Origin of the sequence: Gluconacetobacter aggeris, assembly GCF_014174395.1 — a bacterium.
Taxonomy (GTDB): Bacteria; Pseudomonadota; Alphaproteobacteria; order Acetobacterales; family Acetobacteraceae; genus Gluconacetobacter; species Gluconacetobacter aggeris.
Window position 1 is genome coordinate 57,895 of record NZ_JABEQD010000007.1, and the last position, 18,919, is coordinate 76,813.

The 18,919-nt window shown below is 56.3% G+C and carries 16 protein-coding genes and 1 pseudogene; 11 read left to right on the forward strand and 6 right to left on the reverse strand.

Annotated features, from left to right (window positions below; translation table 11 throughout):
* The first annotated feature begins 1 nt into the window (after position 1).
* The gene (locus HLH36_RS11305) at positions 2-937 is read left to right on the forward strand and encodes an FAD-binding protein (RefSeq protein WP_182986479.1); all 936 of its coding nucleotides are present in this window, start codon (positions 2-4) and stop codon (positions 935-937) included.
* A gap of 79 nt (positions 938-1,016) precedes the next feature.
* Here the strand turns inward: HLH36_RS11305 and HLH36_RS11310 are convergent, their stop codons facing one another.
* Positions 1,017-1,247 (reverse strand): hypothetical protein, encoded by a 231-nt coding sequence (locus HLH36_RS11310; protein ID WP_182986480.1) that lies wholly within the window; start codon positions 1,245-1,247, stop codon positions 1,017-1,019.
* Between the two features lie 109 nt (positions 1,248-1,356).
* Here HLH36_RS11310 and HLH36_RS11315 point away from each other — a divergent pair, with 109 nt between their 5' ends.
* From HLH36_RS11315 to HLH36_RS11325, 3 genes are all read left to right on the forward strand, one after another.
* Positions 1,357-2,637 (forward strand): OmpP1/FadL family transporter, encoded by a 1,281-nt coding sequence (locus HLH36_RS11315; RefSeq protein ID WP_182986481.1) that lies wholly within the window; start codon positions 1,357-1,359, stop codon positions 2,635-2,637.
* A gap of 69 nt (positions 2,638-2,706) precedes the next feature.
* A complete protein-coding gene (locus tag HLH36_RS11320; protein WP_182986482.1) occupies positions 2,707-4,365 on the forward strand; it encodes a long-chain-fatty-acid--CoA ligase in 1,659 nt (552 codons plus the stop codon).
* 262 nt (positions 4,366-4,627) lie between these two features.
* Positions 4,628-5,269, forward strand: a complete 642-nt coding sequence (locus HLH36_RS11325; protein WP_182986483.1) for an SCO family protein — start codon at positions 4,628-4,630, stop codon at positions 5,267-5,269.
* A gap of 62 nt (positions 5,270-5,331) precedes the next feature.
* Here HLH36_RS11325 and HLH36_RS11330 read toward each other — a convergent pair whose 3' ends face one another.
* From HLH36_RS11330 to HLH36_RS11340, 3 genes are all read right to left on the reverse strand, one after another.
* Entirely contained in the window at positions 5,332-6,681 is a 1,350-nt protein-coding gene (locus tag HLH36_RS11330; protein WP_182986484.1) for a PepSY-associated TM helix domain-containing protein, read from the reverse strand.
* A gap of 14 nt (positions 6,682-6,695) precedes the next feature.
* Positions 6,696-9,035: a TonB-dependent receptor family protein gene (locus HLH36_RS11335; RefSeq protein ID WP_182986485.1), complete on the reverse strand. Its 2,340-nt coding sequence runs from the start codon at positions 9,033-9,035 to the stop codon at positions 6,696-6,698.
* Positions 9,036-9,215: 180 nt separating this feature from the next.
* Positions 9,216-9,602: a hypothetical protein gene (locus HLH36_RS11340; RefSeq protein WP_246376748.1), complete on the reverse strand. Its 387-nt coding sequence runs from the start codon at positions 9,600-9,602 to the stop codon at positions 9,216-9,218.
* A 180-nt stretch (positions 9,603-9,782) separates the two neighbouring features.
* Between HLH36_RS11340 and HLH36_RS11345 the strand changes: the two genes are divergently transcribed.
* Both HLH36_RS11345 and HLH36_RS11350 read left to right on the forward strand, forming a co-directional pair.
* On the forward strand, positions 9,783-10,028 hold the full coding sequence (locus HLH36_RS11345) for a hypothetical protein (protein WP_182986486.1): 246 nt from the start codon (positions 9,783-9,785) through the stop codon (positions 10,026-10,028).
* A 257-nt stretch (positions 10,029-10,285) separates the two neighbouring features.
* Positions 10,286-12,124 carry a DUF4422 domain-containing protein gene (locus tag HLH36_RS11350; RefSeq protein WP_182986487.1) on the forward strand — a complete coding sequence of 613 codons (1,839 nt, stop codon included), beginning with the start codon at positions 10,286-10,288 and terminating at the stop codon, positions 12,122-12,124.
* A gap of 321 nt (positions 12,125-12,445) precedes the next feature.
* Here the strand turns inward: HLH36_RS11350 and HLH36_RS11355 are convergent, their stop codons facing one another.
* Positions 12,446-13,501, reverse strand: coding sequence for a glycosyltransferase family 2 protein (locus HLH36_RS11355; RefSeq protein WP_182986488.1), 1,056 nt, complete (start codon positions 13,499-13,501; stop codon positions 12,446-12,448).
* Between the two features lie 441 nt (positions 13,502-13,942).
* Here HLH36_RS11355 and HLH36_RS11360 point away from each other — a divergent pair, with 441 nt between their 5' ends.
* The 3 genes and pseudogenes from HLH36_RS11360 (at position 13,943) to HLH36_RS11365 (ending at position 15,872) form a co-directional block, all read left to right on the forward strand.
* Positions 13,943-14,686 (forward strand): glycosyltransferase family A protein, encoded by a 744-nt coding sequence (locus HLH36_RS11360; protein WP_182986489.1) that lies wholly within the window; start codon positions 13,943-13,945, stop codon positions 14,684-14,686.
* A 65-nt stretch (positions 14,687-14,751) separates the two neighbouring features.
* Positions 14,752-14,847: pseudogene (locus HLH36_RS20320) on the forward strand (transposase); the annotation flags it as partial.
* A 266-nt stretch (positions 14,848-15,113) separates the two neighbouring features.
* Positions 15,114-15,872, forward strand: a complete 759-nt coding sequence (locus tag HLH36_RS11365; protein WP_182986490.1) for a DUF707 domain-containing protein — start codon at positions 15,114-15,116, stop codon at positions 15,870-15,872.
* 356 nt (positions 15,873-16,228) lie between these two features.
* Here the strand turns inward: HLH36_RS11365 and HLH36_RS11370 are convergent, their stop codons facing one another.
* Positions 16,229-16,957, reverse strand: coding sequence for a class I SAM-dependent methyltransferase (locus HLH36_RS11370; RefSeq protein WP_182986491.1), 729 nt, complete (start codon positions 16,955-16,957; stop codon positions 16,229-16,231).
* Positions 16,958-17,317: 360 nt separating this feature from the next.
* Here HLH36_RS11370 and HLH36_RS11375 point away from each other — a divergent pair, with 360 nt between their 5' ends.
* Both HLH36_RS11375 and HLH36_RS11380 read left to right on the forward strand, forming a co-directional pair.
* Positions 17,318-17,947, forward strand: a complete 630-nt coding sequence (locus HLH36_RS11375) for a class I SAM-dependent methyltransferase (protein ID WP_182986492.1) — start codon at positions 17,318-17,320, stop codon at positions 17,945-17,947.
* A gap of 6 nt (positions 17,948-17,953) precedes the next feature.
* Positions 17,954-18,766: a hypothetical protein gene (locus tag HLH36_RS11380; RefSeq protein WP_182986493.1), complete on the forward strand. Its 813-nt coding sequence runs from the start codon at positions 17,954-17,956 to the stop codon at positions 18,764-18,766.
* Positions 18,767-18,919 lie beyond the last annotated feature (153 nt).

The following is an 18,919-nucleotide window of genomic DNA, read 5'->3' on the forward strand; positions in this document are numbered from 1 at the left end:
CATGACCGCGCTCGTCCTCCTGGATGCCGAAGACGGCACCATCCCGCAGACCTCCCGCTCGGCCATCGCGGCGGCGGCCAGCCTCGGCGATATCGACGTGCTGGTGACCGGCGGCCCCGACACCATCGCAGCCGCGGCGGCAAGTGCGGCGAAAATCCCCGGCATCCGCAAGGTCCGCACCGCATCGGGCGAAGCCTTCGCCCACGGCCTGGCGGAGCCGCTGGCAGCACTGCTCGTCGCCCTCGCCCCGGACTACGATCATATCGTCGCCGCCGCGACCGCCATCGGCAAGAGCACCCTGCCCCGCGCCGCCGCCCTGCTCGACGTGCAGATGATCCCCGATGTCATGGAGATCAGGGATTCCCAGACCTTCGTGCGGCCGGTCTTCGCGGGCAACGTGCTGGTCACGTTGCGTTCGTCGGATGCGAAGAAGCTCCTGACCATCCGCACCGCCAGCTTCGACCCCGTGGCCGCCGAGGGCGGCGCCGCCCCGATCGAAGCCCTGACCCCACCCGATGGCCAGCAGAAATCGCGCTTCGTCTCGGCGGAACATTCCAGCACCGAACGCCCCCAGCTCGAAGCCGCAAGGGTCATCGTCTCCGGCGGCCGCGGCCTGCAAAGCGCGGAAGGGTTCAAGATTCTGGAACCGCTGGCCGACAGGCTCGGCGCCGCCATCGGCGCCTCCCGCGTCGCCGTCGATTCCGGCTTCGTCCCCAACGATTACCAGGTCGGCCAGACCGGCAAGATCGTCGCGCCCGATCTCTATATCGCCTGCGGCATCTCCGGCGCCATCCAGCATCTGGCAGGCATGAAGGACAGCAAGGTGATCGTCGCCATCAACAAGGACGAGGAAGCCCCCATCTTTCAGGTCGCGGATTACGGCCTGGTCGGCGACCTGTTCCAGATCGTTCCCGCCCTCACGGCGGCCCTCGGATAATCCAGCCCCAGCGGGAAGACCATAGGGGCGACCCGGTCTTCCCGCCCTTTTCGGCGACATATTCTACCGAACGATTGTTCTACAGAATACCCATCCCGCCATCCCCCACATGAAAGACCGGCCGCGCGCCTGCCGCGCCGACAGTCGTTTCCCCATCAAAAAAACAGTCCGATCCGCTCATCCGCCGGAACTCCCTTCTTTTTCCGACGTTTGGCGCCGTCATTTCCGGCTTTTCAATCGAGAGAGTGTGAAGCGCGCCGCTTCCGATTCCTGCCGTAATTTTCTTGCAAGCCGCTGGGGCCGCGCTCATGGTTTTCCCGGATCAGAGACATGGGGGACGCGATTGTCCGATTAACCTACCAAATGTTTGGTTTGAATGCTGAGATGGTCAGTCAATAATGAAAAAGAAAATCACACTGATGGCATGCAGCGCCCTCATCACCCAGACATTGCTCTGCCCCGGCCACCAGGCCGCCGCATCGGGCTTCGCCTTGCGTGAGACCGATGCGATTTCACTGGGCAACGCCTATGTCGGCTCCGTCAGCCGCGCGGGGGACGCCTCGACCGTCCTGATGAACCCCGCCGGCATGTCCTTCCTCGACTATAGCGAATTGCAGGGCAACGTGTTCTACGCCGGTCCGGTTGCCCGGTTCTCCGGCCGGAACTATCTGGGCCCCGGCATCACCACCCCGGGCGTGCAGGGCAATCGCGGCATCACCGATGCCGCCACCGCCGCCAGCTACGGCGTCCTGAAAATCGATCCCCGCTGGGCGATCGGCTACGGGTTCTATACCCCCTACGGCCAGCGCGCCAATTACCCGTCCAACTGGGTCGGCCGCTATCAGAGCCTCGTCAGTTCGATCACGGATTACGAACTCGGGGCGATGGCCTCCTACCGTTTCAACAGGCATTTCTCGGTCGGCGCCGGCCCGCGCATGGGCTTTCTCACCGGCCGTTTCACGCGCGATCTCAATCTCGGCGCACTGAACGCCTTCGGGCCGACCACGGTCGACATGGCCGGCAACGCCTTCGGCTTCGGCTACGATGCCGGCATCCTGTACAAGCCCGATGACGCAACCCAGATCGGCATCAACTACCAGTCGCGCATCACGTACAATCTCTCCACCCGCACCCAATTCTCGCCCCCGCCGCTGCTGGCCGCCAACCGGCTGGTCAATGGGTCGCTGATCGCCCAGAGCGGCCACGGCGCCATGCAGGTCACTCTGCCCGACAGCGTCTCGTTCGGCGTCACCCGGGTCCTGTCGCCGCGCTGGACCATCATGCTGCAGGGAGAATGGACACACTGGTCCCTCCTGCACGGGCTGAACAACGTGTCCGATCACCCCGGCGGCGCCAGCACATCGATCGCGGTCAACTGGCGCAATAGCTGGTTCGGCGGCATCGGCGCCACCTACCGGGCATCGCAATCCACGCTCATCCGCGGCGGCTTCAGCTACGACCAGAGCCCGACAACCCTGAAGAACCGCAACACGATCACGCCGGATACCAATCGTTTCGATCTGGGCGTGGGCGTGGACTACACGCCCATCAAGCGTGTGACCCTCACCCTGTCCTACGCCCACATCTTCGGCACCAATCCCAAAATCGACAATGCCGCCTCCACAACCTCGGGGCGCCTGGTCGGCACCTACAACGATTACGCCAACATCGTCGCCTTCGGTGTGAGAACGCATTTCTGAACGATAGCGGGAGCTACCGGATCGACCCGCTCGCCAGGGTCTCCCCCGCCCGATTGAAGGGTTTTCCCCATGAATGCCATGAACGAGAGCACCATCCTGCGTCATGCCGCATCAGGCGATGCGGTACAGGATCTCTTCGATCTTCTCCGCGTCTCCACCTTTCGCCGCCCCAATGCCCTGGCCATCGATTTCATGGGGCGCAAATTCACCTATCGCGACCTCTTCCAGGCGGTGGAGCATGTCGCGGGCGGCCTGAACGATATCGGCGTCTCCAGAGGCGACCGCGTCGCCCTCTCGCTGCCCAACACGCCTTACTCCGTCATCGTCTTCTTTGCCGTGCAGCGCATCGGCGCCGTCGTCGTCAACCTCAACCCGCTCTACGTCCAGCATGAGGTCCACCAGATCCTGAAGACCGCCGACATCTCGGTACTGGTGATGTCAGACATCGCCGCCATCGCCGAACCCACATACCGGGCGGCCGAGAACACATCGGTCCGGCGCATCGTCGTCTGCCCGTTCTCGCACGCGCTGCCGCCGATCAAGTCGACGCTGTTCAAGGTCCTGAAGTGGCGGGACATCTACCATTTCCCGGCCGACAAACGCATCGTCTCCTACGACACGCTGGCCCACAGCAAGACGGTGGCCAAACATGTGACGATCGACCCCCAGCACGATATCGCCGTCCTGCAATTCACCGGCGGCACCACGGGCATTCCCAAGGCCGCCAAGCTCACCCACGGCAATCTCCTGGCGAATATCGAACAGGTCAAGGACATGGCGCAGGACGCCCTGCGCGAGCCACCGACCACACTGGCCATCCTGCCCCTGTTCCATGTCTTCGCGCTGATGGCCGTCATGCTGCTCACGATCGAACGCGGCGGCGAAATCGTGCTGCTGCCGCGCTTCGACACGCATGCCACGCTCGCCACCATGCGCCGGGTCCGGATCGCGCTCATGCCCATCGTGCCGACGATCCTGACCGCGCTGCTCCGCGATCAGGATCTCTCCCCCGACCTGTTCGCTCATATGCGCGCCATCATTTCCGGCGGCGCGCCATTGCCCGTCGCCCTGCGCAAGCGCTTCGAGGAAACGGCCCGATGCCCGATCATCGAGGGATACGGTCTGAGCGAGACCTCACCGGTCCTCACCCTCACCCCCCTCCATGGCGTCCGCGATGGCTCCTGCGGCAAGGTGGTCATCCATACCGACCTCCAGATCCGCAGCCTCGACGATATCGGCCTTCGCCTTCCCCCCATGAAAAAAGGCGAAGTCTGCGTACGCGGTCCGCAAGTGATGTCCGGCTACTGGAAGAGCGATGAAAATGCCTCCGCCTTCACGCCGGACGGCTATTTCCGCACCGGCGATGTCGGCTATCTCGATGCGGACGGCTATCTCTTCCTGGTCGATCGCCTCAAGGACATCATCATCTGCGGCGGCTACAACGTCTATCCGCATGTCATCGAAGAGGCCCTTCACCGCCATCCGGCGGTGCTCGAGGCCCTCGTCATCGGCGTCCCCGACCCCTATCGCGGCCAGGCACCCAAGGCGTTCGTCACCCTGCGCCCCAATTCCACGGCAACACCGGCCGACCTCGCAACCCACCTGGAGCAGTATATCTCCAAGATCGAACGCCCGCGCGAAATCGTTCTTCGCGACTCCCTGCCCAAGACGCTCATCGGCAAACTGTCACGAAAGGACCTGAAAATTCAGGAAGGAATCACAGACTGAGGATCGATGATGCGGAAAGCCCATGCCGGCCCGGTCCGCGGCCCGCTGGGCTTCATCCACACTACCCGCCGGCCGGCACGGGCCGAGAGCATCGACACCGCAACGGCCAGTGCCGGAACCCTGGCCAAACCTGCCCCCTCGTCAAGGCACTGGAGTGTCACAGGGCGTCGCCACCTCCGGCCCTCGCATCGGTAACGGGAGTCGCGATCCGCCGCAAAAATCAGTAAGGTGCGCTCCACCATCGCCACCAACGGCAAGAGGCATGCCGAAAAAGACCGTACCGCCCCCCCGCACCGCCCCGCCGTCTCGGGCCCCACACCGCACACGCATGGCGCTGCTCGGCGCGGCGGCATGCGGCCTGCTGCTGGCGGCCGCCGGATTGCGCACGCTGGTCCTGGACCGCCCCCATGCCACCATCGGGGGACCGTACGCGCTGACCGACGAACAGGGCCGCGCCGTCACCCAGGCCGATTTCCACGGCCACTACACGCTGATCTATTTCGGCTACACCCATTGCATCGATGTCTGCCCGCTGACGCTGGCAACCGTCACCACGGCGCTCGACCAGCTCGGCCCCCGCGCAGCATCGGTCGTGCCGGTCTTCGTCACCGTCGATCCGGCACGCGATACCCCCTCGGTCGTGCGCGACTATGTCGCCCATTTCTCGCCGCGCATCGTCGGGCTGACCGGCAGCTCCGCCCAGATCCAGCCGGTCCTCGCCGAATTCCACGTCCTGGCCCACCGCCACCCGTCCATGTCGGGCGTCCCCGACGGCGCCTATCTGATGGACCACAGCTCGGTTCTCTATCTGATGGACGGCAACAACCGCCTCGCGGCAATGCTGCCGGTCGATTCCAGCCCCCAGGCCATAGCCGACCGGCTACGCACCGTCCTGAGAACCTGAGCGGACCCGCGCGCTGGCGGCGATCCGACGCGCGTTTCCGGTGCTTCGGTGCCTCATTTCCATCAAGGCCGAACGCGGCGCCCCGTCACCCATGCCGCCACCGCCAGCAGCAAAAGCGATATCCCCAATTCCGGCAGCAATACGCCCAGCAGAGCCATCACCGTAACGGCACCGACGCCCACGCGCCGTCCCGGCGAGGCGGCCGGCACGCCCCAGCCGCCCGGCGGGCGCCGCCGCAGCCACAAAATGGTCGCGGCAATGCTCATGGTCGCCAGTCCCCCGGCCACCAGCAGGTTGAGCACCTGATTGGGCCAGCCGAACAACTGCCCCTCATGCGCCGCCACGCCATAGCCGACGGCACGATCGACCAGCCCCTTGCCCGCAAAATCCTGCCGCGACAGCACGGTTCCATCCGGGGCAACCTGCACACTTACTCGAAGCGGCCGATCCTGCGTATCCGACCGCACCTGCCACGCCGCCCCGACCGCCGCCGGTGGCGTGACAAGCACGGGCGCCGACAGCCCCAGCCGCGCGCCCGTCGCCACCACATCATCGAGCCCGGCCAGACCATCCGGCGCGACCGCCTGCCCGCCGCCCATCGCCATGCCCGGCATGCCGGCCCTGCCATCCATGTCGGCATGGGCCGCGACCCGATGCCCGGCAATGGTGTCCCGCACCGGAACGGCACCGATCTCCCAATCCTGCACCGTCATCAGCCGCCCCACCCGCTGCTCGACCGATTGCAGCGCATGCCCCCACACGAACGACCATGGCAGGCCGGACACCAGGAACAGCGCCAGGACCAGAGACAGCCAGACTCCGCTCACGGCATGCAGGTCGCGCCACCGCGCCCGCCCGGCCAGGCCAAGGCGCGGATAGAGAACGCCCGCCAGCCCGCTGCGCCCCCGCGGCCACCACAGATACAGGCCGGTGACGATCAGCACGATGGTCCAGGACGCGACCATCTCCATGATGACCGACCCGACATTGCCCAGCAGCAACTGCCCATGCAGCTTGAACACCAGCCGCTCGAACCGCGCCTCCTCCGCCACCTGCTTCAGGACGGTCAGCGACGACGGATCGACATAGACCCGGATCGCCTCACCGCCCCGCAGGACAATGATTCGGGCCGCGCCATGTCCCGGGCGCGGCAGTTCATAGGCCATGAACCGGCTGCCCGGCACCACCTCCAGCGCTGCCCGCACCTCCGCCGAAGGCGCGGCCGGCGCCCCCGTCACGGCCGGATGGTCGTAACGCCAGTCGATCAGATCGTCGATTTGCGGCTTGAACAGATAGATCGCCCCCGTCAGCGCCAGCAAGGCGACGAAAGGCAGGCAGAACAATCCCGCCAGCATATGCCAGCGCCAGATCGTCCGATAGTCGGGCCAGAAGGCGGATCGCCCCTCACGCATGCGCCGCTCCCCCTTCAAAAATGCACACGCACGCCGCCGAAGACGGCACGCGGCGACCCGGCATAGATCGACCCGGTCCGGGTCGCGAGAACCGCCGCCCCGGCCTGCGTGCCATCGGCCAGCAGCACGTCGGCAATGTTCGTCGCCCCGGCAGCGTAAGTCTGGTTGGCAAGATTCTGCACCTCGATATAGGTATGCAGCCGGTGCACCCAGCCGAGACGTTTCGGCGGATCGTAATGCAGCTCCAGGTTCACCAGTTGATAGGCCGGCGCGCGCAGGCGATTGGCATTGTCCAGCCAGTAATCGCTCCGCCAGGTCACCTCGGCATAGCCGCCCAGCCCTTCCAGCGGCCCATCGGGCTGATCGTAGAGAAAACGGGCATTCAGAAAATTCGGAACCACGCCGGGAATATTCTTGCCGCTGCGATCGAACGCCCGCGACAGCCCGCTGCCGGACATCATTTCGGTGTAATCCGTGTAGACCTGATTATCATATGTATAGCTCAGCCTGATCCGCCCTCCCGGCAGGGCACGGCGCAGCGGCGTCCATTCCGCCCCCAGTTCGACCCCTCGATGCTCCGATGCCGGGGCGTTGAACGTAAAGGCGCTGACTGTATTGACCCCGGCCGACTGGCTGACCAGTTCATTGCGATAGAACTCGTAGAACCCCGTCGCCTGCACATCGACCCCGGCAAACGGATGCCACTCGCCCCCCAGATCGACCCCCACGCTGGTCTCGCTCTTCAGATGCGTGTTGTTGCCGTAATTCCCCTGCGGGGTCACGAACAGGTTCGACGTCGTCGGCGTGGCATAGGCGGTGCCGACGCGCGCATGCAGCGTCCAGTCCCGATCCGGCGCATAAACCAGCGCCGCCTCCGGCGCCAGGTTGAAGAAGAAGCGATTGGCCGTGATCGCGGTCACGCTCTGCCCGGTGGGGCCATACCGGTACAGGTTCTGGATCGCTCCAAGATCGGAGTAGGTGCCACCCAGCCCGATCACCGCATGCCACTGCGGCGCGAACTGCCAATCCTCCTGGAAACGAGCACCGAGATTCCATTGATGCCCATAAGAGGTCCCGTTCAGCCCGCCCCGCGTCGCCCCGCCTGCGGGCGTGACGTTATAGACCTGCGATCCGAAATCCAGATCATCGAAACTGATGCCGCCGAACGTCGTCAAGTTCGTGGCCCCCAGACGCGCGCGGTTCGTCACATCGGTGCTGACATTATAGGAATTGTACGGCCCGACATAACTGGCCACCGAAGTCGGCTGGTCGATATGCCGCTGGTCGTAGGTAAACTGGTTGCGCCAGGTGGTCCGGCTGTCGAAATCATGCTCCCAGCGCAGCCCGACGATGGTCCGCCGGTCGAACCGGCCCAGCCCCGCCTGCTGCGGCGTGCGGGCCACGGTCGCACCATACCGGCCGTTGACCAGCAGATTCACCGTGGCGCACCCCGCCGCCGCATTCGCGGCCACGGCACACCCTTGCTGGTACGGATTAAGACGATACTGCTCCAGCGACAGGCGCAGCGGCAGGAAGGCGTCGGTGACGTTGTTGATGAATTTCAGGATCAGCCGGTCCCGGTCCGTCACATTGACCCGCAGCCGCGCATTCTCGGTCGAGGTCGCGTAACGGCTGTTGGCGATAAATCCATTGCCGCGCACATCGCTGCCAAAGACCATCAGATCATAGGCTCGGCCGCCGACACCCAGCGTGACGTAATTGTTGAACATGCCGAAACTGCCGAAATCCGACCCCAGCTCCAGCCCATGGATATCCGCGCCATTCCGGGTGCGGAAATTGATCGCGCCATTGATCGCGTAATTGCCGTACACGGTCGAGGCCGGCCCCTGGAAGACATCGACACCGTCATAGGCATGCGGATCGATCAGGTCCGACCGCGCCGTGCCGTCCGGCTGCGTGACCGGAAACCCATCCTCCAGCACCTGGATATTCTTCAGCCCATAGGATTGCCGGTCTCCCGACCCGCGCACCGAAACGACGACATCGCGCGGCCCGTTCCCCGCGACGAAGCTGACGCCGGGAACGGTCACGACCATATCGGCCACACTCTGCCCGACCTGGTTGGCAAAGCTGCTCCGCTCGGCGCTGTAGGTCGTCTGCCCGGCCGGCCGGATGGTCGCCGGCCCGCGGGCCGAGCCCGTCACGGTAATCCGCTCGGCCGGCGGCGCCACGGGTACGACCGGGACCGAACGCTTGGCGGGCTGCCGCACGGGCGGGGTGGCGGCGTGATGGTCCGTTTCGGCCGACTGGGCAAACGCGGCATGGCCGCACGCCAGCACCAGCGCGCTGGCCATCGCACCCGGCAGGCGGGTATGGATGATTCTGATAGGCATCGACTCAGACCTGAAAGAACGATACGAAAACCCACCGCGCCAGAGGCGCAGGGGTCGCGGGAACGTATGTCGAGCCTGATTGGAAATACGCGGCGGCAAGCGAAAGCAGCCTCGATGGCCGGTCGCCGCGGAGCACAGAAAACGCGCGCAGGACACCAGCACAAATCGTCAATCAGGCCCTCAGGCCTGAGCGGGCGGCCCCTGGGGGTAAAGGCTGAAACGGTGCTGGAAGGGCGGCCCGCGCACGGGCGGAAACACCCAGCCCATCCCGCTTGCGACGACGGCGCGGACCATGAAAGCGGCACCGCCCACCGTCAGGGCGGGCGTATCAAGCGCCTCGGCAAGCAGGACGAACCCGTCCGCATGCCCCTCGCCATGATGCGACCCATCGGGGCCCGGCGTCACAGGATGACCGCTGTCGCAGAACACCGACAGGCCGGCCAGTTGCGCCAGCGGATCGTCGAACGCGGCCTGCGGGCTCGCCAGCCCGCCGAGCGCCAGCCGCGCGACCAGCGCAAGCAGGACCAGCGGCCATGCGGCCCGCCACCTCGCTCCCCTGTCACGCATCGCAACCATCATTTGCTCTTAGGCACTTTCTCCTGGCCTGCCTAGCGTATCCATACTGTCATAAACACTGTCATAAACCGGGGAACCCGCGCCCGCATCACCGTCGCGGCATTTTTTCCCTTCCTTTTTTGGCGGCTTCGTCCATACGTCGGCCGTCCAGCAGGAAGAAGGGGGGACATCATGGAAGACGAAAACGACGTGATCGTCGGCTATCTCGTGATCAAGGAGATCGGCGACGACGAAGTCCAGTTCTGGGACCCGGAAGCGGGCTGGAACGACGACCCGGACGACGGCAAGCTGTACGAGACCGAGGAAGAGGCCGAGCGTGACGCCGAGACCCTCCGCGCCGGCAACAACGACACCATCACCGTCGAGCCGGTCTACGGCGACGATGGCGAGGAAGAGGAAGAAGACGAGGACATCTGATCCCATCCCGGCGGCGCCTCCGATCCTCCGACAGGCCGGAAGCGCCGCCGGGATGGCCACCCGACTGGGCCGCCAGTGATGAACCGCCCACCACCTTTACGCAGTGCCCGCCGGTTCGAAGACGATCCGACACGCCGGTCCTATGTATTTCCCACATTCCAAATATATGTCAGGCATAGCCCTCTCTGGCTCTTCATGCGCACCAACGCGCGGTTCCGGGCCGGATTTCTCGAGGCCGATGGTCGAGACAGCGTTCCATGCGGCAATTCACGTATGGCGTGTCCGCCAAAGCGTATTGCGCCGTTGCTGGATTACAGAAAGATCGCCATAATAAACTTTGCGATCTTCTGCTACAAACAGAACCTCAGTTGGGCAGACCTATTAAAATAGAGACGGAAATGGATATCAAGATTTACGTATGCCACCATAAAGAGGGTCCGATTTTCAGGAATGAATTTTTTGAGCCGATCCAGGTTGGAAAAGCCATTTCCGCTCACAATATCAATGGAATAATCGGCGACGATACGGGAGAAAACATCTCTCACAAAAACAGGGAATGGTGCGAACTGACCGCCATTTACTGGATATGGAAGAATACGAATCATGATTACGTCGGAATAAACCACTATCGTCGTTACATGAATTTCGCAAAAGATTCTGCAAACAAAACATTACTTCTCGATAAAAACATCGATTTTCTTCTTTATTGCTCCCAGTATATAGAGGAAATTTGCAAAAATCATGACATCATCACATCTCCATTATGCAAGGTTCATCAGGTCGGCTCCCCCGCCAGCGGGCAGACATTATACGAAAACTATCGCCTCAATCATTTCGAAAGCGACCTGGAAACGACCCTTTCGATCATCAAAAATACCCATAAAGACTATTATGAGGCCAGCCGTCTCTCCCTGGGACTCGATTTCTGTTTTTTTGGCAATATGCTCCTCATGGGGAAGGATCTATTTGACGAATATTGCAATTTCATTTTCCCCGTTCTCTTCGAGGTCGAAAAAACCATCGACACGACATATTATGATTATTACCAGAAAAGAGTCTTCGGATTCCTTGCCGAGAGATTAAGCAATATATTCGTCATGAAGAAACATCTGTTCGGCGAAAAAAAACGTATTTATCATGCCGGTCAGATCTCTCTGCCGAATTTCGCGAAGACCTATGATTTTTCCTTCCTGTTCAAAAAAACAAGATCCGAATCCCGGAATGAGGAAGCAGAATCGCCTGTCGGATATGGCGGAACAATGCATATCGTCATCTCGTTCGACGATGCGTATATGGAACAGGCCGTTACATCCATCCATTCCCTGACAAAGAATTCAAAAAACCCCGAAAAGATGTCTTTCCACGTCATCCACGACAACAGGTTGGGTGAACGGAATATTTCGAATATCGAAAAGACGTTCCCGAACGTTTCATTCAGATTCTACGATGTGGAAAACGATCCCCTACCCGATGTTTTCCCAAAAAACAGGGCCCATATCAGCAAGAACACATATTATCGACTGATCATACAGGACTTTCTTCCCGCTGAAGTGGAAAGACTGATCTATGTCGATCTTGATACCGTGATCTGCGACGATATAACCCAGCTCTGGAATACGGATCTTGGCGACAAGATCATCGCCGGCTGCGCCGATGAAGGCGGCCTGACACAATCCCGCAAACTCTTCGGCCGCCTGCACAACAAAAATTATATCAACGCGGGAGTATTCATATTCGAGATCAAAAAAGCGAAAGAAAAGTATAAAAATCTGAGATTCCTCTACATAGAATCCTTCTCGAAGAACATGAGGAACGTTACCCTGCAAGACCAGGATATCCTCAATATTTCCTTCAAGGATGATATATATCTTCTCCCCCTGCGCTGGAACGTCGGGTCCAGAATATATGGAAACAATGAAATCGATTGTGCATATTCTGCCACGGAAGAAAAGGCCGCCGCAGAAAATCCGGCGCTGATCCATTTCACGGGCGAAGAGAAACCGTGGAAAGAGACATCGAATCATCCGCTGAAGACGATCTATTTCTTTTATCGGGACGAAGCCATGCAGCTCTTCCGGAATCGTATCCAAAGGTAGACCGGGAACGTGAGCGACCCCGATACCCCAATGCGGCAGCCAGGGTCGTGCGTTTCCGAATCAGGGCAATAGAGCAGCGTTGCCCACCGCGAACCCGGAAGAAACGCCCGTCACGCCCCCTCCGACGCGCGTTCCGGGTCAGAGGGGCAAAGCCCTATCTCGACCGTTTCGCGTCCTTCAACGTTTGCAGAATTTCGGTGGCATCCCCAGAGACGTGATCCGGCCGAAGAGAGTTCCCTTAACGGGCTGACATCGTTGGCTTTTCCATGAGGCATGAACTGTTCGATTGATCCGGGAGCATCCGCACCCGTATTCGATTTCCTATCCGTTTTCGCCCTTCAGGTTCTTTCTGAGATATTCATTGGTGATTTTGTATACTTCCCGCTCAAGGTAGAACTTTGACTTCAGATATGACAGATATTCGAATGATTGCGTTTTTGATATGAGGGCATATGTTTCCCTATTTTCAGGACGAATTCCATCAAGCCCATCAATATTTTCCAAAAGATATTTCTTCACCATATCGAACAAAGGGAAATAAGCATTCCCGTTGATGGATTCCAAATGCCAATTCAAGAATCCAATGATATAGTCAAAAAAATCTACTCTTCTTGAAAAATACAAATTCTTTTCCAAAAGAAATTCCTTCACCTTCTCCACAGCAAGAATGCAGCAATCAAAGCTCTTCTCCCGACTGTTACTGACGGAACCAGACCTGTTATCAACATGATGGATCAAAAAATTATCTATATAGGAAATTTTATCCGCAAGCATAAATAACGACGCATTAAAAAAAAGATCTTCGCTCGACCTTATTTCCTGAAACCTGATATTTTGCCCGTTGATAAACTCCCTGCGGATCAGACGATCCCACGACCACCAAGTCGCACTGTTCAGAACATGTTCCCTGATGTCACACGCCGAAAAAATCTCTCCTGCCTTGAATTTGTCAAAAATAGGATAATGAACCCCGCTTTCAATGTTGATTCTTAGATCCACTCTCACGGATTTATAAAACAGGATATCAATATCAATGCAGGATGCGAGACGCGCACACAAATCGAACATATCCGGATGATAGATGTCATCGCAGTCCAGGAACAATACGTAACGCCCTGACGCATGCTCCAAGCCGATATTTCTGGAATACCCGGCCCCTTGATTCTGATCGTTTCTGATTATCCTGACGTTATCATAATCAAGAAAACTGTCTCTTAATATATTTGGCGTTGCGTCCGACGATCCATCATCTATAAATAAAACTTCCACATCATTTCTATATAAAGCACATCCACTCTGACATTTTATATTATTCACCGTCGTTCGTATGTGATTTTCAGAATTGAATGTCGTTATTATGAAAGATATATTGCACAATTTACACCTCGGACAAAAATTTCAGTGCCGTTACATGACATATTCTCTTTAATTTTATAACGATACCCAGAAAAATACAATCATAAGCCTCCAGAAATCCACCCGAAAACCTGCCTGGAGACATCGACTGCGGACAAGGGCAGCCGGCCCAAGCGCCATCCATCATATGTGCCCAACCGACTGCACGATGACACAGCCGATGATATCCGGGTCCGAGCGGCCGAGGCACAGTTCCGAAACTGCGCCGTAACCGGCTCAACCACGTCCACCGATCGAGTCGCTGACAAAACCACAATACGCCGAATAAGACGGACTAAGCGATCGATATGCATCGTCCCGTTTCACGCGGGCCCATCGAGGGCGATATAAATGTTAATTTCCATTTACTTTTCCCAAGAATGATATATTCATTCTCACAAAGCCTCTCTGGTTGGTGATATCATGAAAAAGTATGCCGTCATTACAGCATATAATGGAGAAGATTTTGACATCATCAAAAGATGTCATGATTCCGTCGGAAATCAAACCTTGAAAACCGACCACATTATTGTATGCGACGGAAAATATAGGGATTTCCTTACTCTTCTGGATGCCAGAATCATCATTCTGGACAAAAATCACGGCGATTATGGCAATACTCCCAGAAGCATTGGCGCCAATCTGGCCGCCTGCGAACGCTATGATGGCTTTTGTTTTTGCGATTCAGACAATTGGCTGGACGGTCGCCATATAGAAACATGCATCGAACAGGCCAAAAGAGTTTTTGGCGAGGACCTATGCGATTGCATCATCACGTCTCGAACCTTCCGACGTGAAGATGGAAAGATACTCAACGTCAAGGAAGACGATGTTCAGGTCCATGTTGATACGGGCTGCATATTTTACTTCCCCGGTTCGTATTACACGCTGTCGATCTTCTCTCTGATCCCACAGGAACTCAGCATCGCGGGAGATCGTGTTTTCTGGACCGCGTTGAAACAAAAAGGCTTGAATATCGCCTTCGTCGATAGCAAAACCGTCAACTACACAACCCTCTGGCGCAAACACTACATAGACAGCGGAGAAATTCCGCCCACAAATACCCGGGAAGACATCAATAAAAATAAAATAGTCTTATGGAAAAACTCTCTCGCCCCTCGCGAGACGGAAATTTTCGAACGAGGCGTGGGCATCAAAATCGGTTGACGCCAGGCCCTATCGGATCTTGATCCAGGCTGCGTCGGTGAAAACCCGCTTCGCTTCCCGTCGTTCTGGCTGGTCGCCTGAACTGCCGCAATGGCTACGGGCAGAAGACGGTGCTGACGGCTGCCGGTCGGGTGCGGCTGGACATCCCCCACGATCGGGCGGTCAGTGCACGTCGGGATCGCCAATCATGGAACCGCCAGGGACAGTCCTATCCGTTGGCATCTATCGGCCGTTCCGCTCGACGGAACATTGAGCCATGCCGCCTCTGGAAACCAATCGTTGATAGAAAATCCACCGCTCTCAGCGGATTGTAGATCTTGTTTTTATAATATTCTTTATGAAGGGACTTTCAATCCATTCGAAACGTGATAGTATTTACGCCAACTCATTGTTCAGAATATAGAATTTGACCAGGTGACCATAAGAGATGAATAGAAACTTCCTTCCTTCCGGAAAAGAAAAAAGAAAATACTGTATTTTCACCAGTGCCGGCGACAAAAACGGAATAGAAAAACTTCTATTTAACCAGAGAGAACGAAACTGGGATCTCATCGTCGCATTTTACGGCAATTCCGTAGAAAAATATAGAGACATCTCCGCCCTTTCGGATTTGGCATTCATCATGAAAGGGTCAAAATTTCAGAATTTAAAGAAAATATTTTCAACACAACCGAATATACTTTCTGGATACGACTATATTTGGGTTATCGACGACGATATTGAATTCGTTCAGGGTAATGCCGACGTTCTCTTCAATATTGCATCCACTTTTGATTTTTCCGTTTCCCAACCCGCCTTCAGTGCGGATGGGAAGATTTCTCATGACATCACAAAGGTGATCGAAAAAGAGAAACTCCTGATCAGAATCGTCAATTTTATCGAAGTCACCTGCCCTCTCTTCAAGAGTCAGGACTTGATAGATTTCCTGAACATCTATGATGGAGAGATGGCAGGCTGGGGAATAGATTGGCGATTCTGTCATTATCTAGGCTCCAATCGGAGAGCGAAATTTGCTATTTTTGACAAGATTATTGTCAGGAACCCGCATGATGCCGAGAAGAATGGCCGGGAAATTTCATCTTACATGAGCGATGTCGACAGACGCTCTCAATGGGAAGTATCTCAAAGAAATCTACACTGCCAAGAATTCGCTCATCAGGTCTTTTTTGAAATTTTTACACCGTAATACCAACCGGCCTTGAAAGCCACGTATCATCGACGATCTGGGAGGTTCTCCGTCCATTGAGACAGGTTTTCGACTGAAATAAGCTCTCACGCGTTCCATTCTGTTGTCTTGTGTTGTCGCTGATCGGCCCCGCCGACTGAGGCAGCATGCCCTCACGGCAAGATCCGGCAAAGAGGCATTTTTTCCGATGCAGACCGGCCGCATCACCCAATCCGATCAGAAGGCGGCCATGGGCGGCCAGTTGCGATGTTCGGACGTTTTGCCGGCGTAAACCCTCCGCAGATCCGAACCTCCCAGAGAACGTTGACGACGCAAAAGAGAACTTCGATTACTTTTATGAAAAACTTCCCGCGATCTCAAAAAACTCCATGTACAGGCTTACGAAACTGAAAACATAAATGACCACAGTAAGTCGTCTTCGTCCGGTTCACTTCGGAAACCGAGCAGCGGCGGCCAGAGAAAATATTTCCGATCAGCACGTTGATTGGGGAATCTGCGGAAAACATGGACGCAAAGATCCCACGCATATCCTGGGCAAGACCAAACAACGCAAAATGCCGTGTTGTGAGCGTGATGCCATCGATCCCCGGACGGAACTCGCTTAACGAAAGACCGGCGGAATCCGCCAACACGGCAAACCCATAATAGGTGAAATTCCAGAGGCTGTTGGAATGAAATGGCTCCATTTGCGATACTGAACCAATGAAAAAGCCACCTGGTCTCAGTACGCGCGCGACCTCGCGCAACAGCGCCTCAGGATATCTTACGTGCTCGAAAACCTGCCGCGAATAAACAACATCGAAACTATTGTTCGAGAAGGGCAGATTTATACCATCGAAAGTACGGAAATTACAGTCGGTGCGGGTGCGCGACACCACCTCCGGGCTATCGGCGATATCGACACCAACCCAGGCCAGGTCCGGGAATGCCTGGCTGGCCACGTCATAGGACCGCCCATCCCCCGCACCAAGATCCATAAAATCGATATGATCCGATGTGGCAAGTTCATGAATATAGTATTCGGCGTCTACCTGCCGACTATGATCACTCGGAAAACGTCGATCGATCTGTTCGATCGTTGTCATAATAATAATCTCCATTCAAAAAATGTCTGACATATGTAAATATACATTTTTAAAGTAAATTTTTTTTCCGTCAACCCATTATCGACATTTCTTACTTTCCAACGATTGGGCATGCGAAGACAAGCTCATCTTCTTTATCATACCTCCGTCAGGCCGATACGGAAGGAAGAGGGCAGAACGCTCACATCCCGAACCTGCATGAGAAAGGCCGCGTCCACTCAGATCTCGACCATATCTCGCCGCCGGAATATGCTGCAAAGCAACGGCTTTTCTGATCCAGACCGGAATGCCAAGCGCCAACCCTTACCCCCGTCCACCAGCGGCGGCCAAACTCCGTGAACATATGCAAGGATACCTGCCATGAACTCATTTTCATCGAAAACCTATTGGGAACGACGTTACAACGAAAATGGACATTCCGGTTCTGGATCCTATGGCCGTCTGGCGGCCTACAAGGCTGACATCCTGAACGCCTTCCTGTCTCTCAATCGTGTTTCATCCGTTCTGGAACTCGGCTGTGGCGACGGGAATCAGTTGGGTCTCATGACTCCCGTCGCCTCGTATATCGGCGTTGACATATCCGAGACTACTCTACAGAATTGCAGAAGAAAATTCAGCTCAAGCAATTATACATTTTTCAGATCCGAATTTCTCGACAGAGCAGTGTCTGCAGAACTGGTATTGTCTTTGGACGTGATCTTCCATCTTGTCGAAGATAATGTATTCATAGAATATATGAATGAACTATTCAACCGATCAACGAAATATGTCATTATTTATACTAGCAACGTCGATGCAGAATGGCCGGCCGAACATGTTCGCCATCGGCATGTTACCAACTTTGTAAAGGAAAATATTCAAGGGTGGACATTAAAGGCTTATCTTCCGAACAAATATACTTTTGATATAAACAATCAAAACAATACGTCATTCTCGGATTTTATGATTTTTTCCAAAGATGATGCGCCCATTTTTATTTCCGCAGCGTGAATGTATATGAACATGCACTCCATCGAAAACAACAAAATTTATATCTCCTTTACTTCGATTTCATCGAGAATAGGCGATACCGACAGGGTAATTCATAGCCTGCTGGCTCAAAGCCTTCGCGCAGACAAAATAATATTTAATATTTCCAGGGAACCATTTCTTGAGGATTTAGGAATTTCAGAAAGCGACTTATCACCATTCATCCGAAAAGCTATTGCTGACGGAAGAATCGAACTCAATTACTGTACGAATTTTGGACCATATCGAAAAATACTACCAACCCTTGAACGCTATTCCGGTTCGAATTTCTGGGTGGCAACTGCTGATGATGATGTCATATATCCGAACAGTTGGCTGGAGGGCCTGATAAAATCTGCCGCGGAACACAAATCAATCTCCGCCTATAGATGTCGCCTTTTGCTGGTCGATAATGGGCGTATCCTTCCATATAATACGTGGCCACTTATCAATAGTTCTTTTATCGAGAAATTCGGTGGTGGGGGAGAGTTCAGCAAACCATCTCTGATGTTTTTTCCAACGGGCAGAGATGGTATTCTTTACCATTCCAGCCATCTCAGTGATTTGGAAACATTGTCTGCCCTGCGGAGGCAGGCGCCATTCCAGGATGATATTGTCTTGAAATTTTACACCTTGATGAAAAATATTCCGGTATCGATTGCCCCCTCTCCGGAGAGGTGGGAGGCTGAAGTTTTCCCCGGAACAGGAAACTCGGGACCGTCCTTATGGAACCTCAACAAAGATGGAGAAAACGACAAAGCAATCGCCCGCGTACTGGATTATTGCAAAGCGCTCACTTGACACACCCTATCCTGGCCGATCCGAGCATTTACGATATACTTGCAACACTGATCTCATGCCGGAAATTTCCGCCTTTCGCAAAAAAGACCGGCATGGGCAAGCACAAAATAGACCCGGCATGACGCGATGACCGATCACCGCCGGAACTGACAT

Excerpts from the sequence above, each read along its gene's own strand:
- HLH36_RS11320 (WP_182986482.1), top strand. The coding sequence starts at position 2,707 with ATGAATGCCATGAACGAGAGCACCATCCTGCGTCATGCCGCATCAGGC.
- HLH36_RS11340 (WP_246376748.1), bottom strand. The coding sequence starts at position 9,602 with ATGCGTGACAGGGGAGCGAGGTGGCGGGCCGCATGGCCGCTGGTCCTG.
- HLH36_RS11310 (WP_182986480.1), bottom strand. The coding sequence starts at position 1,247 with ATGAGCGCGGCCCCAGCGGCTTGCAAGAAAATTACGGCAGGAATCGGA.
- HLH36_RS11335 (WP_182986485.1), bottom strand. The coding sequence starts at position 9,035 with ATGCCTATCAGAATCATCCATACCCGCCTGCCGGGTGCGATGGCCAGC.
- HLH36_RS11350 (WP_182986487.1), top strand. The coding sequence starts at position 10,286 with ATGCGGCAATTCACGTATGGCGTGTCCGCCAAAGCGTATTGCGCCGTT.
- HLH36_RS11325 (WP_182986483.1), top strand. The coding sequence starts at position 4,628 with ATGCCGAAAAAGACCGTACCGCCCCCCCGCACCGCCCCGCCGTCTCGG.
- HLH36_RS11330 (WP_182986484.1), bottom strand. The coding sequence starts at position 6,681 with ATGCGTGAGGGGCGATCCGCCTTCTGGCCCGACTATCGGACGATCTGG.
- HLH36_RS11360 (WP_182986489.1), top strand. The coding sequence starts at position 13,943 with ATGAAAAAGTATGCCGTCATTACAGCATATAATGGAGAAGATTTTGAC.
- HLH36_RS11315 (WP_182986481.1), top strand. The coding sequence starts at position 1,357 with ATGGCATGCAGCGCCCTCATCACCCAGACATTGCTCTGCCCCGGCCAC.
- HLH36_RS11375 (WP_182986492.1), top strand. The coding sequence starts at position 17,318 with ATGAACTCATTTTCATCGAAAACCTATTGGGAACGACGTTACAACGAA.
- HLH36_RS11345 (WP_182986486.1), top strand. The coding sequence starts at position 9,783 with ATGGAAGACGAAAACGACGTGATCGTCGGCTATCTCGTGATCAAGGAG.
- HLH36_RS11305 (WP_182986479.1), top strand. The coding sequence starts at position 2 with ATGACCGCGCTCGTCCTCCTGGATGCCGAAGACGGCACCATCCCGCAG.
- HLH36_RS11370 (WP_182986491.1), bottom strand. The coding sequence starts at position 16,957 with ATGACAACGATCGAACAGATCGATCGACGTTTTCCGAGTGATCATAGT.
- HLH36_RS11365 (WP_182986490.1), top strand. The coding sequence starts at position 15,114 with ATGAATAGAAACTTCCTTCCTTCCGGAAAAGAAAAAAGAAAATACTGT.
- HLH36_RS11380 (WP_182986493.1), top strand. The coding sequence starts at position 17,954 with ATGAACATGCACTCCATCGAAAACAACAAAATTTATATCTCCTTTACT.